Origin of the sequence: Streptomyces sp. NPDC005799, from assembly GCF_040630525.1 — a bacterium.
In the GTDB taxonomy this organism is placed as follows: domain Bacteria; phylum Actinomycetota; class Actinomycetes; order Streptomycetales; family Streptomycetaceae; genus Streptomyces; species Streptomyces griseorubiginosus_B.
The window spans coordinates 46,969-64,613 of record NZ_JBEXXQ010000007.1 but is presented as its reverse complement, the minus strand read 5'-3'; the positions used below and the strand labels follow the sequence as shown (position 1 = coordinate 64,613).

Annotated in this window: 7 protein-coding genes; 4 read left to right on the top strand and 3 right to left on the bottom strand. The window is 70.7% G+C overall.

Going from position 1 to position 17,645, the window contains the following annotated elements:
* Positions 1–11 precede the first annotated feature (11 nt).
* From ABZ453_RS09010 to ABZ453_RS09000, 3 genes are all read right to left on the bottom strand, one after another.
* Entirely contained in the window at positions 12–812 is an 801-nt protein-coding gene (locus tag ABZ453_RS09010; RefSeq protein WP_359013094.1) for a hypothetical protein, read from the bottom strand.
* Positions 809–1,348: an RNA polymerase sigma factor gene (locus ABZ453_RS09005; RefSeq protein ID WP_359013092.1), complete on the bottom strand. Its 540-nt coding sequence runs from the start codon at positions 1,346–1,348 to the stop codon at positions 809–811. The genes ABZ453_RS09010 and ABZ453_RS09005 overlap by 4 nt, the downstream gene beginning before the upstream one ends.
* Positions 1,349–1,459: 111 nt before the next feature.
* Positions 1,460–2,161: an NTP transferase domain-containing protein gene (locus ABZ453_RS09000; protein WP_359013090.1), complete on the bottom strand. Its 702-nt coding sequence runs from the start codon at positions 2,159–2,161 to the stop codon at positions 1,460–1,462.
* A 250-nt stretch (positions 2,162–2,411) separates the two neighbouring features.
* Here ABZ453_RS09000 and ABZ453_RS08995 point away from each other — a divergent pair, with 250 nt between their 5' ends.
* The 4 genes from ABZ453_RS08995 to ABZ453_RS08980 all read left to right on the top strand — a co-directional run bounded on the left by ABZ453_RS08995 (position 2,412) and on the right by ABZ453_RS08980 (position 17,621).
* Complete coding sequence (locus ABZ453_RS08995) at positions 2,412–3,617, top strand: glycosyltransferase (RefSeq protein WP_359013088.1); 1,206 nt, start codon at positions 2,412–2,414, stop codon at positions 3,615–3,617.
* 76 nt (positions 3,618–3,693) lie between these two features.
* Complete coding sequence (locus ABZ453_RS08990) at positions 3,694–4,083, top strand: signal peptidase I (protein WP_359013086.1); 390 nt, start codon at positions 3,694–3,696, stop codon at positions 4,081–4,083.
* A 249-nt stretch (positions 4,084–4,332) separates the two neighbouring features.
* The gene (locus ABZ453_RS08985; RefSeq protein WP_359013085.1) at positions 4,333–8,316 is read left to right on the top strand and encodes an amino acid adenylation domain-containing protein; all 3,984 of its coding nucleotides are present in this window, start codon (positions 4,333–4,335) and stop codon (positions 8,314–8,316) included.
* Positions 8,313–17,621, top strand: coding sequence for an amino acid adenylation domain-containing protein (locus ABZ453_RS08980; RefSeq protein WP_359013083.1), 9,309 nt, complete (start codon positions 8,313–8,315; stop codon positions 17,619–17,621). Before ABZ453_RS08985 ends, ABZ453_RS08980 begins: the two co-directional genes overlap by 4 nt.
* Positions 17,622–17,645 lie beyond the last annotated feature (24 nt).

The following is a 17,645-nucleotide window of genomic DNA, read 5'->3' as shown; positions in this document are numbered from 1 at the left end:
TTGACGGAAAGTCAGTTGCCGCTGCGCAGGCGGCGGAAGGGGGAGGCGGCGAGCGGGGTGAACGTGGCAAGAGCCACGGTGGTCACCGCCCAGACGACGGTGCTGCCCGGCTGCAGTACCGGTGACAGGGACCGCGCCGCCACGCTCGGCAGCAGGACTGCCGCGCACCAGGTCAACGCAAGGGCGATCGCCGCGCGTTGTACGCCGATGAGGGCGCCGAGCACGAGGGTGGCCGCCGTGAACGCCAGGCACGGCAGGAGGGTGAGGGCCAGCGAGGTTCCGGTACTCGCCCCCGCCACCAGCAACGCCGGAAGCACGACGAGGAGCACCGCGAGTGTCCGCCGTAGAACCATGGCCAGGCCGGCCGCGGGTGTGGCGGCGATCAGTTCCCAGGCCGGATCGGTCCGGCGGCTCCAGGCCACCGCGACGCCGGGCAGCGGGGCCACCGGGGCCAGCAGCAGCACGAGCGACGGCAGGCTCGGCTCGGCGGCGTCGAGGAGCACACCGCAGCCCAGCACGGCGGCGGTCACCGCGAGCCATGGCAGCAGCGTCCAGGCGAGCCAACGTCGGTGGACGGCCCCTGCGCGGGTCCGTCGCCGGGCCGGCGACGGGCTCGCTTCGAGCGCCCGGTCGAGCGAGACGGCGACACGATCGAGCAGATCCCTCGTGGCAGGGGTGGCGTGGGCGGCCAATTGGGCACGGCAGTCGGCGCACACGTCGAGATGGACCTCGATCGACCAGAGCGCGGCGTCGTCGAGCCCCGAGCCGCCGTCCGCGTAACGGGCCAGAAGCATGGTGGTGGGATGAGTCATGACAGCGCCTCCCGCAGCGCGATCCGGGCCCGGCGTGCGCGGGTCTTGACCGTGCCCTCCGGCACGCTGAGCAGCACCGCCGTCTGTCGCACCGACAGGTCGTCCAGCACCATGGCCTGCAGTACCTGCCGCAACTCCGGCGGCAGCCGCAGCAGCGCCTGTTCGAAGTTCTGGTCGACGCGGGTGGCCATCACCTCGTCCTCGGCGGCCGGAGCGGTCGTCTCGAGCAGGGCGACGGTCGGCACCCGCTCCTGGCGGGCGCGCCGACGGAAGGCGTCGACGAGTCGGTTCGCAGCGATCGTCCAGAGCCAGCCGACGGCGCTGCCCTCGGTCACGGAGCCCGCATAGCTGCCGGCCGCGCGCCACACCGCCAGATAGGTTTCCTGGAGCACGTCGGCGAGGACGTCCTCGTCCGCGCAGCGACGGCGCAGCCGCACCGTCAACCAGGGTGAAGTACGTCGATACAACTCGTCGAACGCCGCCCGGTCACCGTCCGCGACGCGACGCACGAGTTCCGCCTCTTCGAGGCCTGTCATGCCTTTCACGATCAGGGAGACGAAACGATCTTCCATTCAGGTTCTCGCACGCCTCGCCGCTGAAGAGACGCGCCCATCACGGAACCAAGCCCTCGCTGCGCGACAGCCAAGTCACCCCGCGGGAGTGTTGTAGTTGACGATCCCCTCCACCATGAGAGCGACCGCACCGGCCAAGGGGTTCGTGCCTGTGCCCACGACGTCCGGCAGCCTGTGCGCCTCGCTCTCGGTGACGGCCACCATGCCCCAGAACGCGTTGAAGCCCGAGGGATCGGCCGGCTTGTCGGTGGCCGCCCCCACGGTCAGCACCCCGCCCGCCTCGGCCACCGCCAACGCGCCCATCTGCCGCAGCGTGTCGTGATCCCGTTCCTCGGCGGCCACCACGCTCCAGCCCGCCACCTCCACCTGCCGTAAGGCGTCGAGGAGTTTGCCCGGCGTGTCCGACCCGGCGACAACGATGTCGGGCAGGACGAGAGCCACCGGTCCCTGCGTCATCGGCAGGGCGGAGCGGATCGCCCCGTCGAGACCGGGTCCGAACGACTCGTCCTGGTAGACGAAGACCATCTGGAAGGTGTCGGCATAGCGGGCGAGATAACTCACCGTCTCCAGCTTGTGCGTTGCGAACACGACGACCAGGCGTACGTTGAGTCCGCTCTTGGCGAGTTCCACCACGGCTTCCAGGCTGCGGTCCAGCACGGTGACCCCGGGAGCCAGACAGTGCAGTTCCTTCGGATAGGGAGACCCGAAACGCGTTCCGTATCCGGCACAGGGCAGGATGACCGAAACATCGGGTACGGATGGGGACGAACTCTGCATCGCGTAGCACTCCGGTCGTGTGGACGATGGGTGACCTTGCACAACTCGCCGAGCACAGACTGCCCAGGGCCGACTGACGCCGAACCTCCGGCATCACATGCACCGGCACGCGACCGCAGCCACCGAGACGTTGGCTCCCGGTAACTCCCGAAGGTCCAACTGTGAGGCGGAATCGTCGAGTTGACCAGAGCGATCAAGCGCGATGAGGTGAGGTGACCACCGCGGAAGACCCGACGAAAGAGGACTCTCCATGCGGGTGCTGTTGTCCACATACGGGACACGGGGCGATGTCGAACCGCTGCTGGCCCTCGCGGTGCGGTTACGGGCGCTGGGCGTGGCGGTGCGGATGTGCGCCCCGCCAGACGAGGAGTTCGCCCAGCGGCTGGCGGGTATGGGGGTGGAGTCCGTGCCGGTCGGGCCACCTGTCCGGGAGTTGATGCGCGGCAAGACCCTGCCCTCGGCGACGGATCTGGCCCGCTACCGGAACGAGTTGGTCGAGACCCAGTTCGCCGCCTTCCCTGCGGCCTTCGACGAATGTGACGTGGTGGTGGCGGCCGGCCTGGGGCAGGTCGGCGCGCGGTCCGTGGCCGAGGCCGCGGGAATCTCCTACGTGTACGTCAGCTATGCGGCGGTCCACCTGCCGTCGCCGCACCATGCGCCGCCTCCGCGGCCGGGCTGGCCGGAGTCCGAGGTCGCCGACAACCGGACCCTGTGGGAGGTGGACGCCCAGAACGTCAACGCGCAGTTCGGCGAGGCGCTCAACCGCCACCGGGCGGAGCTCGGTCTGCCGCCGGTGGACAACGTGCGCGATCACATCCTCACCGACCGTCCGTGGCTCGCGGCCGATCCCGTACTGGGGTCGTGGCCGGAGACTCCCGGCCTCGACGTCGTACAGACGGGCGCATGGACGCTCCCTGACGAACGCCCCCTCCCGGCGGACCTGGTGAGGTTTCTGGACGCGGGCAGTCCGCCGGTCTATGTCGGCTTCGGCAGCATGTCCCCGGCCGAGGGCATCGGCGGCATGGCCGTCGAGGCGATCCGCGCTCTGGGGTACCGCGTGCTCGTGTCCCGGGGCTGGGCGGGCCTGGATCTCGTCGACGACGGGGACGACTGCTTCACCATCGGCGAGGTCAGCCATCAGAGTCTGTTCGGCAGGGTGGCGGCCGTGGTCCACCACGGGGGCGCGGGTACCACGCTGACGGCGGCGCGGGCGGGCGCGCCGCAAGTGGTGATACCGCTGCAGCTGTCGGACAACCCGTACTGGGCCGGCCGGGTGGCGGCACTGGATCTCGGTGCGGCCCTCGACGCTTCGGCGGCGACCGTCGAATCGCTGGGCATCGCGCTCAAGAGCGCTCTGTCGCCAGAGACCCGGGCGCGAGCGAAGTCCCTGGGGAGCCGTATCCGCCATGACGGAGCGGAGGTGGCCGCACATCGGTTGGTCGACCGGTCGCGGTGACCGGCACCGGTCTGCGGTGCGCGGTTGATCACTCCGGGCGCCGATACCGCGCCCTCGATTGCTAGCGTTCGCGTTCATGGACGACGGTGTGTATGTAGGCAGTGCCGGCAAGGACGCGGCGATGGACCGGGGGTGGCTGCTCGGGCACTTCAAGGAGCAGGGCGATCCCCGGCACAGTGACGCGGTCGAGGTGAAATGGGGCGTCCATTCGCGCGGTGAGCAACGCGCGCAGTGGGTGAAGGGCGAGATGCGGACAGCTCTGCTGGTCCTCATCACGGGACGCTTTCGTCTGGAGTTCCCCGGCCGCAGCGTGGTGCTGGAGCGCCAGGGCGACTACGTCGTCTGGGGCCAGGGGGTGGACCACTCCTGGTTCGCCGAGGACGACTCCGTGGTGATCACCGTGCGATGGCCTTCCGTGGCTGGATACGCCGTCCCCGACGGAAAGAGCGAGGAACGACCGAAGTGAACCATTGGCCGTGTGTGGTCCGCTATCTCATGCAAACCCCTTAATGTCGCTTGCCGAGCGCAAACAGGGTTCCATCGGTTATTGGTTGTGGCGTTGGTCACCGTTGACCGCTTAATCGGAGCACATTTAGCATCACGGAAATGATCCCGTCTACTGGGGTTGCAACGCCTGCATTTCCGGACGTCAGCTGATACTCCGGTAACGCCGCGACCGACGTCCGTCGCGTTCTCTTCTCGTGAAGGGTAATCCGTGAATTTACCCCGAATCGCAGTCAGTAATCATTCCGGCGAAGAGACAGAATCCGCGCCATTGTCGCTGGCGCAGGAGCGTCTGTGGGTCATGGCACGCATGGACGGAGACGCCAGCACCGCCTACAACGAGCCGATGCCGTTCGACATCCGGGGACCGCTGGACCGGGACCTGCTCATCAAGGCCCTTCATCTGCTCGCGGCCCGGCACGAGGCCCTGCGCACCCGACTGGTCCCCTCCGAGGGTTCGGCTCTCCAGGTCGTCGATCCGCCGGACACGGGGTTCCCGGTGACCTTCGAGGATCTGACCGAACTGCCCGACGCGGCCGAACAGTTCACGCGCATACGGCTGGAGGTGGAGGGCACCCCGTTCCGCCTGGGCGAGGAACCCATGGCACGCGGCTGCCTGATCGCGCTCCAACCGGACCACCACGTAATGATCCTGACAGCACATCACATCATCTTCGACGGCTGGTCCCGGTCCCTGCTGCTGAAGGAGCTGGGCCTGGTGTACGACGGCCTTCAGCGGGGGCAGGCCGTCTCGCTGCCCGAACTGACCTGGCAGTACAGCGATTACACACGGTGGCAGTGGGAGTGGATGTCGGGGGACGAGCCCACCTCACAGGCCGACTACTGGACCGCCGCGCTGGCTGACAGCCCGGCCGTGATCACCCTTCCCACCGATCGACCCCGGCCGCCCGAACAGGACTTCCACGGCGCCCGGTTGGCCGTGACGGTCGACGAGGACCTGACGCGGGCCCTGCGCGCGCTGGCGTCCGACAACGATGTCTCCCTCTACGCGACCGTCCTGACCGGCTGGTCCGTGCTGCTGTCCCTGCTCTCCGGGCAGGACGACATCGTGGTCGGCGCTCCCACGTCGAACCGGCGACGCGGGGACGTCGAGGGTCTGATCGGCTTCTTCGTCAACACCCTCGCCCTGCGCGCGGACCTCTCCGGCTCCCCCACCGTCAAGGACGCCCTGAAGCGGGTGAACGAGCGGATACGTGACGCCCTCAAGCACGTCGACCTCCCCTTCGAGCGAGTCGTCGAACTGGTCAACCCACCGCGGAGCCCCGCCTGCACGGCCCTGTTCCAGACGATGTTCGCCTGGGTCCCCTCCATGCGGAAGGAACTCGAACTCCCGGGGCTGGAGGTCGAGTTACGAGAGGACGCCGCCCACGTCCCCGCGAAGTTCGACATGGTCCTGGCCCTGGCCGACGAGGGCCGGCAGCTCACCGGCGAGATCGACTACGCGGTGGCACTCTTCAACCGGGCCACGATCGAACGGTATGTACGTCAGTTCCAGCGCGTGCTGCGGCTGATGACCGAGCGGCCCGATGCCGAGATCGCCGACCTGACACTGCTCGACGAGAACGAGCAGCGGGCACTCCTCGCCACCTTCAGCACCGGGCCCGCCGTGACCGGCCCGGCATCGACGGGAGTGCTGGAACGCTTCGCCGCGCAGGTCCGTGAACGACCGGGCCAGTGTGCGGTGGTGGCCGGTGGCGTCGAGCTGGACTACGCGACACTCGACCGCCGAGCCAACCGTCTCGCCCACGCTCTGATCGCCCGCGGTGCCGGTCCTGACCGTGTCGTGGCCCTGCACTCCGGACGCACCACCGACCTCGTCGTCGGTGTGCTCGGGATCCTCAAGTCCGGAGCCGCTTACCTGCCCCTCGACCCCGGGCAGCCCCCGGAGCGGCTCGCGGCCATGGTCAGCGACGCGGCACCGGTCCTTGTACTCACCGACCAGAAGAGCGCCGCCGACGACGGACAGCTCTGGGAGCGCCTGGCGACCGTGGAAGCCGAGGGGGCCCACGACCATGCGCCCGCCGTCGGCACGGACGCGGCGCGGCTCGCCTACGTCATCCACACCTCGGGATCGACCGGCCGACCCAAGGGGGTGGCGGTGACCCACGGAAGCGTCGTCAATCTCTTCGACCACTGGCGCGACCTCATGGGGGACGCCCCCGGCGAGGCCTCGTCGGCCTGGTCCAGCATCGGCTTCGACGCGTCGGTGCACGAACTCCTCGTCCCGCTGACCACCGGCGCAGTCCTCCACCTGGTCCCCGACGAACTCCGCGGAGATCCCGGGGCGTTGCTGGAGTGGATGCGCGAACGCAAGGTCACCCAGGCGTTCCTGCCTCCGTCCTACGTCCAGTGGATCGGCGAGGACCCGGCCGCGCGCCTCGCCGGATCGAGCCTGCGTCAGCTCCTCACCGGTGTGGAGTCCCTGCCGGAGACCACCCTGCACCGCATGCGTGAGCTGCTGCCCGGCCTGCGCATCTGCTTCGGCTACGGCCCGACCGAGGCCACCCTCTACGCCACCGCCTACACCGACCCCCAGCCCTACGAGCGGTCGTGTCCCATCGGGCGGCCGCTGCGCGGCACCCGGCTGTACCTGCTCGACGACCGGATGCGTCCGGTACCCGTGGGAGTCACCGGAGAGGTCTACCTCGGTGGAGCGAGTCTGGCCCGCGGCTATCTCAACCGCCCCGACCTCACCGACGAAGTCTTCGTGCCCGACCCCTTCGTCCCCGGTCAACGCCTTTACCGCACTGGCGACTTGGCACGCTGGCTGCCGGACGGCAACGCCGAATACGTCGGCCGCCGGGACGACCAGCTCAAGCTGCGCGGATTCCGCATCGAACCGGGAGAGGTCGAAGCGGCGCTGCTGGCCGTCCCCGGGGTGCGGGAGGCCGTCGTTCTTGCCGATCGTGACACGCCGGGTGGTCCTCGCCTGGTCGCCGGAGTGGGATGTGACGCCGAACGCACGCGGATGCCGTACGAGTGGCGTGCGGCCCTCAAGGACCGCCTGCCCGACTACATGATCCCCGCCGCCGTTGCCGAGTTCCCGCGGCTGCCGTTGAACAACAGCGGCAAGGTGGACCGGCCGGCGGTGCTGCGGGCCGCTACGGCAGCCCACGCGGGCCGGGTCAACACGGCCGCTCCCCGCGACCACGTCGAAATGGCCCTGTACCGGGTGTGGCGGCGGATCCTGCTGCATCCCGACATCGGTATCGGTGACAACTTCTTCGAGCTGGGCGGCACTTCGATCTCGGCGATCAAGATGGCGTCCGCCGTCCAGGAGGAGCTCGGCGTCGCTCTGCCCGTCCGGGACGTCATGCTGCACCCGACCATCGAGGCACTCGCCGAGCGCGTGCGCGCCGACGGCGGCGACGCCGCGGGGTCCGCTGAGCTCAGCAGCCTGGTCGAATTCCGTGCGGGCGGCGGTCGACAGCGCGTGGTGTGCGTGCACCCGGCCGGGGGCACGGCCTTCTGCTACCTGCCCCTGTCCGCGGAACTGGCCGACGACATAGGCGTCGTGGGGCTCCAGGCGCCCGGCATCAACCCCGGCGAGTCCACCCTGCCCGGCGTCGAGGCCATGGCCGAGGAGTATCTGCGGCTGGTCGCACCCCGCGCCGACGAGGCAGTGGTGCTGTGCGGGCTCTCCTACGGCGGTCTGATCGCGTACGAGATGGGCCGCCGCCTGGTGACGGCCGGACACGAGAAGGTGAGCGTGGTCCTCCTCGACACCCACGGCGCCCAGACCGACGAACAGCGCGCCGCGATCGCCCCGGTCGGCATGGCGGAGTTCCGGGAGAAGCTGGTGCGCTTCAACGGCATGTACCCGGGCATCGACGACGAGCAGGTGGCCCGGTACCTGAACGTCTACAACCACCATCGTGAGACGGGGCGCGACTACGTCGTACCCGCGTCCCCCGCCCGTGTCGTGCTGTTGCAGGCGACGGCCGTGGAGGACGAAGAGGCGGACGTCGAGCATGCCGCCGCTCGTCTACGCGCGTTCTGGCGGCAGCGCGTCAACGGTGAGTTCGTGGTCGAGCCGGTCGCCTGCGGTCACTGGGACATGTTGGAGAGCGACGAACTGCCCCGCGTCGCAGCCGTCCTGGCCGCCGAACTGGACCGGTTGGCCGCCGTCCCCGGCCCAGGCGCCCCCTCAGGCACGTCGGAGGATGCACGATGAAACCGCGCGTCGAAACGCCCCCCACTGACGTGTCCGAGCACCTGAGCGATCCGGCCGGCTTGGCGCTCGAGATTCACCGCCGGGCCCTGCGCACGCCACGCGCCGAGGCCGTCGTCGACGGCGAAGTCCACCTCGACTACGCGGCGTTGAACGGGAGAGCCGCCACCGTCGCCCGGGAGCTGGGGCGTCTGGGAGTCACCACGGGGCAGGCCGTGGCGGTGGCGCTGCCGCGGTCCTGGCGGCTGGTCTGCGTGATGCTGGGCATTCTGCGGCTGGGGGCGCGGGTCGTGCCCCTCGACACGCAGAGCCCCGCCGAGCGCCGTCACTTCATTCTCCAGGACTCCGCCGCGGTCGCCCTGGTGCATGAAACGGCCGAGAGCCTCACCGAGCTCCCGACGGACATCAAAGCGCTCGGCGCGGACACGCTTCTGCCCGAACTGCCGGACGCGGACGTCTCCTTGGAGGCGCCTGCCGCACCGGGCGAGGTGTCCTTCCTGTTCTACACCTCCGGAACGACCGGACGGCCGAAGGGTGTTGAGGTCCGTGACGCCGGGATCCGGCGCCTGGCCCAACCCGGCTACATTCGTCTCGCGCCCGACCTGCGCCATGCCTGTCTGGCCAATCCCGCGTTCGACGCGCTGAGCTTCGAAGTCTGGGTGCCCCTGCTGACCGGCGGCTGCTGCGTGATCCTGAGCGACGCGGACGTGCAGACGCCCGAGCGGCTCGCCGCGGCATTGCGGCACGGACGCGTGGACACCGTCTTCGTCACCACGGCCCTGTTCAACGCGATGGTCACGGCTGTGCCGGACTGCTTCGCCACGGCCGGACAGGTTCTGGTGGGCGGTGAGCAGCTCAACGCACAAGTGATGCGTGGCTGGTACCGGGACAACGCCGACAGTGGCACCCGCCTGTTCAACATCTACGGACCCACGGAGTCCACCACCTTCGCCCTGTGCCATCTCATCCCCCGGGACTTCGACGCGGACGTGGTGCCGATCGGCCGGCCCCTGCCGCAGACCGGTGCGGTCACCGTCGTACCGGGCCAGGAGCGGGTGGCCGCGCCGGGTGAGGTCGGCGAACTCCTGTTGAGCGGAGCCGGACTCGCCGTCGGATACCGCAACCTTCCCGACGAGACCGAGCGGCGCTTCGTGCGCCTGCCGTGGCTCGACGGGGGCGAGGAGACGTACTACCGCACCGGTGACCTCGTGCGTGCCAACGGCGAGGGCCTGGTGGAATACGTGGGCCGAACCGACCGCCAGGTCAAGGTCCGTGGCTTCAGGATCGAGCCCGGCGAGGTGGAACGGCGCGTCCTGACCCACCCGGCGGTCCAGCGGGCCCATGTGTGCACGCGCCCCGTGGGCCGCGAGGGGCCCAATGAACTCCTGGCGTTCGTGGTCCTCGGTCAGGAACTGTCCTACGAGGAGTTCGACAGCCACCTGGCGGCACAGCTGCCGGCCTACATGCGTCCCCACCGGATCCATCTCGTGGCCGACCTCCCGCTCAACGCCAACGGCAAGGTCGACCAGAGCGCCCTGCTGGAGCAGGCCACCCAGCCATGGCGGTCCACCGCCGCCGACTCCGACGCCCCGGCCGCCACGGAGACGGAGCGCCAAGTCATCGAACTGGCCGAGGAGATACTCGGCACCACCGGCCTCCGGCTCGGCGACCGGTGGATCGCCGTCGGCGGTGACTCGCTGAAGGCACTGCGGTTCTGTTTCGCCGTACGTCAGCACTGGGGCCGCGAGCTGACCCAGTCGGCCGTCCTGCACGGCGACCTGGCCGCCGTCGCCCGGTCGCTCGCCACGGCCGGTCCCGGCGAGGAGGGCGCCTTGCCGACACCGGTGGTCTCCGGTGCCCGCTCGGCGCCCGCCACCAGCGAACAGCAGCGGCTGTGGCTGATACAGCGCTCCACTCCCGACTCCCGGGCGTACTCCGTCAACCAGGCCTTCCGCGTGGACGGACCCGTCGACACCGCCGCACTCCGGCGGGCGCTGCGCAGCCTCGTGGCACGACACGCGGCGCTACGGACGGGCTTCCATCTGGGGCCGGAGGGTCTGGAGCAGACGGTCGGCGAGCCGTACGACCCCTGGCACGAGCCAGGTTCCCGCCAGGTCTGGGCGGAGGAAGAAGCACACGCCTTCGCCGACACCTTCTTCGCCGAAGCCTTCGACCTCACCGTCCCCCGCATGCTCCGAGCCTGCTGGCTACCGCGAGAAGGCGGCGGCACGCTCCTGCTGCACCTGCACCACATCGCGGTGGACGGCTGGTCGTTGAGCGTCCTGCTGCACGACCTGTCCGCCGAGTACGCCGGAAGCGACCGGCCCGAGGCACCCTCTCCGACCCCGCTGGACCTCGCCGTCTGGCAGCGCGACCGCTTCGCGAGCCCGGCCTACCGGACCCAGCGCGATGAACTCCTCGCGTTCTACCGGGGTTTGAAGGAGCCGCTGGAGGCGCTGTCCCTGCACGACGCGAGTACGGCACCGCGGGCACGCCTGCTGCACACGTCCCTCGACGTCGTTCGGCGGGCCCAAGTCGACCAGCTGTGCTCCGAGTTCGGGCTGACCCGGTTCCAGGTTCTGCTGAGTGTGTTCTCCTGGTGCCTGTACGGCGTGACCGGCCTGGTCCGCCCGCGTATCGCCGCCCCGGTCGCGGGCCGCCCGGTGCGCGAGTTCGAGAACAGCGCGGGCATGATGGCGAACACCGTACTGCTGCCCGTGACCGTCGCGCCCGGCGAGGATCTGCGCTCACATCTCGCCCGCGCCGGAAAGCACACCGGGCAGGTGCTGGGGCGCCAGGACGTGGCGTTCACCGACGTGCTGAGCGGCTGGGTGGGCGTCGGCGACACCACACCGTTCGACTTCCTGTTCGTCCTGGAGAACACCGACTTCGGGGCGTTGCGGCTGTCCGGCTGCGCCCAGCGCCCCCTGTGGTGGGCGGCACCGGAGGCCAAGTGCCCGATGACGGTCTCCGTGGTCGAGCATGCGGACGCGCTCGACGTGCTGTGGGAGTACGCCGAGGACCGGTTCACCGGCGAGGACGTCGAGGCGATGGCGGAGCTGTTGCGGCGAGGCGTGGACGCGCTCGCGTCCGGTGGCCGCCGTACCGCCCGTGAACTCGTCCTCCCCTACCGGCACTCCCTTCCGCGGCACGGGCGCGGGCCCGCCCCCGAACCCGGCTTCACCACGGTCGCCGAAGGCTTCAGTCGTCAGGTCGCCCGCACTCCGCACGCCCCCGCCGTCGTCACGGCCGACGGCGAGACCCTGAGCTACGCGGCGCTCGACGCCCGCGCGGCAGCGCTCGCCGCGGAACTGGCCGACCGCTACCCGATCCCGGCCGACGACAGCCCGTGCCGGGCGGCCCTGTACCTGGAGCCCTCCGCCGAACACGTGGTGGCGCTGCTGGCGCTGGCCAGGCTGAACGTCACCGCCGTCCCCCTCGACCCCTCCTACCCGGCCGGCGTGCTGCGCCGCGTCCTGGAACGGGTCGACCCCCTGTGCGTCCTGACCACACGGGACGGCTCGCCGGCGCTGGACACGCTGCTCCCGGACGGTGTGGCCCGCCACCTCGTCGTACCGGGGGCGGGCTCGGAGCCGCGAACGGGCGACGGCACGGAGGCGTCGTACGACGGGGACACCCGACGCACGGCCGACGCGCCGGCCCACAGCGGCGCTCGCCCCCTGTACACGCTGTTCACCTCTGGCTCTACCGGCGTCCCCAAGGGCGTGCAGATCCAGGACCGCACCCTGTGCGATCTGATCAAGTGGCAGTCCGGTCCCGGCGGCCTGACCGCCCCCGCCGCCACCCAGCAGTTCTCGATGCTGTCGTTCGACGTGTCCTTCCAGGAGATCTTCGGGACCCTGTGCACGGGCGGCAGCCTCCAGCTCATCCGCCCCGAGTGGCGTCAGGACATACCCGCGCTCCTGGACCGGCTGGACTCCGCGGGCGCCCAGCGGATCTTCATGCCCTACGTGGCCCTGCACCTGCTCGCCGAGTACGCCGTCCGACTGAACAGGTATCCGTCCCGGCTGCGTGAAGTGGTCACCGCGGGCGAGCAGTTGGTGTGCACCGACAGCATCCGGCGCTGGTTCGCCGGGCTCCCCGGCGCGCGGCTGTTCAACCACTACGGGCCGACGGAGACCCATGTGGTCAGCGCCCTGTGCCTGGAGGGAGATCCCGGGCACTGGCCGGAGCGACCCGCCATCGGACGTCCGGTGGCCGGGGCCGATCTGCGGCTGGTGGACGCCGAGGGCGACCCGGTCCCGGCCGGGTGCACCGGCGAGCTGCTGATCGGCGGCACCATGACCACCCGCTGCTACCTCGACGAACCGGAACTCGACGACACCCGCTTCGTCGAACTCCCCGGCTCCGCGGGCCTGTTCTACCGCAGCGGCGACCGGGCGTTCTTCGACCGCGAGGGTCTGCTGCACTACGCGGGCCGCGATGACCAGCAGATCAAACTGAGCGGGCACCGGCTCGAACTCGGTTCCGTCGAGGCGGCGCTGCTGCGCCATCCGGCGGTGGTCAACGCCGCCGTCACCCGTGACGGGGACCGGCTCACGGCGGGTCTGGAGATCCGTGGCGAAGCACCTTCCGCCGACGAGCTGACCGCGCATCTGTCCGCCCTGCTGCCCTCGTACGTACGTGTGGAGCGATTCCGCCGGCTGGATCGACTGCCCCGCACACCCAGCGGCAAGCTCGACCGGCGGGCCGTGCTCGGGGCGCCGGGGGAAGATTTACGTCCTTCGGCCACCGCCCGTACGGGCCTGTCGGCCGAGGAGGAGCGCCTCACCGCTGCCTTCGAGGAGGTCACCGGGTCGGTGATCGCGCCGGACCAGACCTTCTTCGAGGCAGGTGCCTCCAGTCTCGCCCTGATGCGTTTCCACCTGCGCTGCACCACGGCACTCGGTCTGCGCTTCAGTGTCGCGGACCTCTTCGAGCACGTCACCGTCCGCTCCCTGGCCCGGCACCTCACCGCCCCGCGGCCCCAGGCCACACCGGCCGCGAAGAACGAGGGGCCCTGGGCACCCGGCGAGCCGATCGCGGTCGTCGGTATGGCGGTGCGGTTGCCCGGTGCCCCGGACCTGGCCGCCTTCTGGAAGCTGGTGGTCTCCGGCGGCACCGGAATCCGGCGCGTCGACGCGCCGGAAGGAATGGTCGGCGTGCACAGCACGCTCGACGGCATGCTCGACTTCGACCCGGGCCACTTCGGCATCAGCCCCCAGGAGGCACGGCTGATGGACCCCCAGCAGCGTCACCTGCTGATGGCCGGCGTGCAGGCCCTGGCACACGCCGGAGTGGCGGACACCTCGGCCGCACGGGTCGGCCTGGTGGCGGGTGCGGGTGAGAACACGTACTTCCAGTCCCTGCTGCGCGAGGCGGACCCCGACCGGCTGCCCGACGGCTTCCAGCTCGCCCTGCACCATGACAAGGACTTCCTGGCCACCAAGGTCGCCTTCCATCTCGGGCTGACCGGCCCCGCCTTCAGCGCCCAGACGGCCTGCTCCAGCTCCCTGGTCGCCGTGCACCTCGCCGCCGGTCTGCTCCGGCAGGGCGAAGCCGATGTGATGCTGGCCGGAGGCGTCCTCATCGATCCGGGGCTGACCGGCGGCTACCGCTACCGTCCGCAGCACATCTTCTCCGCGGACGGCGACTGTCGTCCCTTCAGCGACGACGCCACGGGCACGGTCGGCGCGAGCGGCGTCGGCGTCGTGGTCCTGAAGACGCTGCGGCAGGCGCGGCGTGACGGTGACACCGTCTACGCACTCATCACCGGCTCCGCGATCAACAACGACGGTGCACAGAAGATGAGTTACACCGCGCCGTCCCTGGCAGGACAGCGGGAGGTGATCCGCACCGCCCTGTCCCGCGCCGGACGCACGGGCGCCGATCTCAGCTATGTCGAGGCCCACGGCACCGGCACCCGGCTGGGCGACCCGATCGAAGTGGGGGCGCTGCGGCAGGCGTTCGACGTCACCGAGTCCGGCCGCTGCGCTCTGAGCTCCGTCAAGAGCCAGCTCGGCCACCTCGGTGCGGCCGCCGGAGTGGTGGGCCTCGTCCGCGCGGTCCTCGCCGTGCACCACGCGACGTTCCCGCCCAACCTCAACTTCCGTGCCTTCAACCCGGAGATCGGCCCCGATCCCACTCCGTTCCACATCCCGACCGAAGCCACGCCGTGGCCCGAGGGACGCCACCGGGTGGCCGCTGTCAGCAGCTTCGGCATCGGTGGCACCAACGCCCACGTCATCGTCGAACAGGCCACCCCGCCCGAACCGGCAGCGACCTACGAGGTCCCCGCCTGCCTCGTGCTGTCGGCCTCCAGCCCGGACGCCCTGGCCGCCGACGCCGCCCGCATCGCCGACTACCTCCAACTCCACCCCGAGCGCCACGAGTCAGTACTGCGCCATCTGCAGGCCGGGCGGGTCGTTCGGCAGTTGCGGGCCGCGGCACCGGTGACGGACGCCGCCGCGGCCGAGCACTGGCTGCGCGCGGTGGCTGCGGGAGCGGTGCCGCCCGGTACCGCGGACCCGGACGCCGTGCCTGTCTCCGCGGCCGGTCGCACGGCCCACGACCTCGCCGAGGACTGGGCCGCCGGACGCCCGGTCGACTGGGGGGCCGCGCGCTCCGCTCCGGCCCCCTGGGACTTCCCTCCCCCGTCCTTCTGTCTCACGACGTACGACTTCGACCGGCGATCCGAGAATCCGCGCGAGGACCCGGCCGCCACACCCCGGCGGCTGCCCCGGGCGAACTGGCTGCACCAGCCGCACTGGGTGCGCCTGCGCCGTGCCACCGTCGCGGGCACCACCGTGCCGAACGGGCAAGCGTCCGCCGTGGTCGTCGTAGCCTCCCGGAACACTCCGCCGACAGCGCTCGCGGCCTTCAAAGCGGTGGCACCGCGAGTGATACAGGTCCGTCCGGCCGACACCTTCGCCCGCACAGGAGCTGACTCCTACGTCGTGGACCCGGCCGATCCGGCATCTGTGCGCCGGCTGCTGGACGCGCTGTCCGAGGACGGTGTTCCGCCCTCCCTCGACATGGAGTGGGTGCACGCCCTGCCCCTGGGCGTGACGGGGCCGGTCGGTCCCGGCACCTTGGAACGCGCCCGGCACGCCTGCCTGGACAGTACGGCGGCCCTGGCCCAGGCGCTGGCCGGGCGCGGCGACTCCCCACGTCTGTGGTGGCTGTCGTACGGCGCCCGGCCCGTGACGGGAACGGTGGAGCGACCCGAACTGGCCCTCCTGGCCGGGCCGGTCGAGGTCTCCCATCAGGAGTCGGCCCTGAACGGCCACTGGCTCGACCTCCCCGACGGCGACCTCACCCGCTGGGCCGGACACGTGGCCTCGATCGTCGCCGAGACACATGAGGCCGGTCATCCGCACGGACCGGCCCTCCCGCGCCGGCTCGCACTGCGGGAGGGTTACTGGTGGCGGCCCGGCACCGTACCCGTACCGGCCCCGGAGGGGGTGCCCTCCCGTGTACCGGCCGCATCCGACACCGTCCACCTGGTGCTCGGCGGCACGGGCGGCGTGGGCCGCGCAATCGCCACCTGGCTGCTCGAACACACCCGCGGCAAGGTGCTGTTGCTGTCGAGAAACCCGCGCCTGCCCGAGGACCTGAACGGGTGGGCCGACCGCATCGGCCTCGTCCCGGCGGATCTCGCGACCATGTCCGTTCACGACGTGGCCGCGGCCGTCGCCGAGCACACGTCACGGCTGGACGGCGTCGTCCACGCGGCCGGTCTCGGACATGGCGGGCTGCTCGTACGACGTGACGCCACCGCGATGCGCGAGGCCGCGGCGGTCCGCGAAAGGGGCGCACTCGTCGTCGAACACCTCATCGGCGCCTTCCGCCCGGAGATCGCGGTCTACTGCTCCTCGATGTCCGCCGTGCTCGGCGGTGTCGGTCAGAGCGACTACGCGGCGGGCGCGAGCCTCCTCGACGGCTTCGCCCACCACCGGGCCACCGAGGCGGAGACGACCGTCAGGATCGGTATCGACTGGGACATCTGGCGGGAGACAGGCATGGCGACGAGGGTCCCGGCCCCGGACAGCCGCCATCAGGCCCACCTCTCCGTCGGCCTGAGCGTCGAGGAGGGCAAAGCGGTCTTCGGCCATGCCCTCGCCCTGCAACTGCCTCAACTCCTCTTGTCCACGACCGATATCGAGGCCTCCCGCGCCTTCTACGCTCCTGCCGGGATCGCGGATCGCTCCTCACCGGCGCGCGTGGCGGACGCGCAGAAGGAAGTCCCCGACGCGGGAGGTGCAGGAGAGCGTGCGGACGCCATGGCCCGGGTGATCCAGGATTTGCTCGGCGTGGACGAACTGGACCCCGAGGACTCCCTCTACGACCTGGGCGCCGACTCCCTGACCCTGATCAGCCTCATCGCCCAGATCGAGGACGACTACGGCGTCGAGTTCGACCTGGCCTCCTTCAGCCACCGCGTCAGCCTCACGGAGATCCTCAAACACATCGAGGCCGCCCTCACGTCCACCGAGCCCACCGCCGGGACGGCGGCCATGACCTCCACCGTCGTCCTCGACATCTGGCAGGAAGGAACCGGTCCGGACGTCCTGTGCCTGATCCACCCCGTGGGCGGAGACATCCAGGCCTACCGCCCCCTCGTGGCAGCCCTCGGACCCGCCCCGACGGTGTGCCTCATCGCCGACCCGGCACTCCGCGACGCCGGGATGCCCGTATGGTCACTGGCCGAGCGGGCCCATCACTACGACGCGGCGCTGCGCGAGCACTTCGGCGGAGGACGCGACCACCGGCTCCATCTGGCCGGATGGTCCTACGGCGCCCGTGTGGCGATGGAGATGGCGGCCCTCGCCGAGGCGGCCGGCCGGCCGCCGCAAGCGCTCCACCTCCTCGATCCGCCACCGCCCCAGGCAGAAGCGCTGGTGTCCGCCTACGACGAGACCCAGCTGGAAAAGGTGTTCGCCGCCGAACTCGGCACCGGCGTCTCCTCGTTGCCGACCGAACACGCGCAGGCGTACGCCGCGAGGCTGGCCCGCTGCTGCCGCGCGAACCTGCGCAGCCTCGGGGAACATCGCGTACGGCCGCTCGTCTCCGTCCCCACCTGTCTCTGGTTGGCCGAACACCCCACGGCGGGCATGCCCACCCCCGCGGACCCTCAGGAGACGGAGCGGCAGTGGAACACCTGCCTGCCCCCCTCCGCTGTACGCAGGTATCTGCCCACGGACCACTACGGCATCGTCACGGCACCCCACGCGAACACGGTCGCCGAGACCATCAGGGCGACGCTGTCCTCCCCGGATGCCCTTGCCCACGGCACCGCTGACCTGTAAATCGCCCCGCGTAAATCCCCCCGC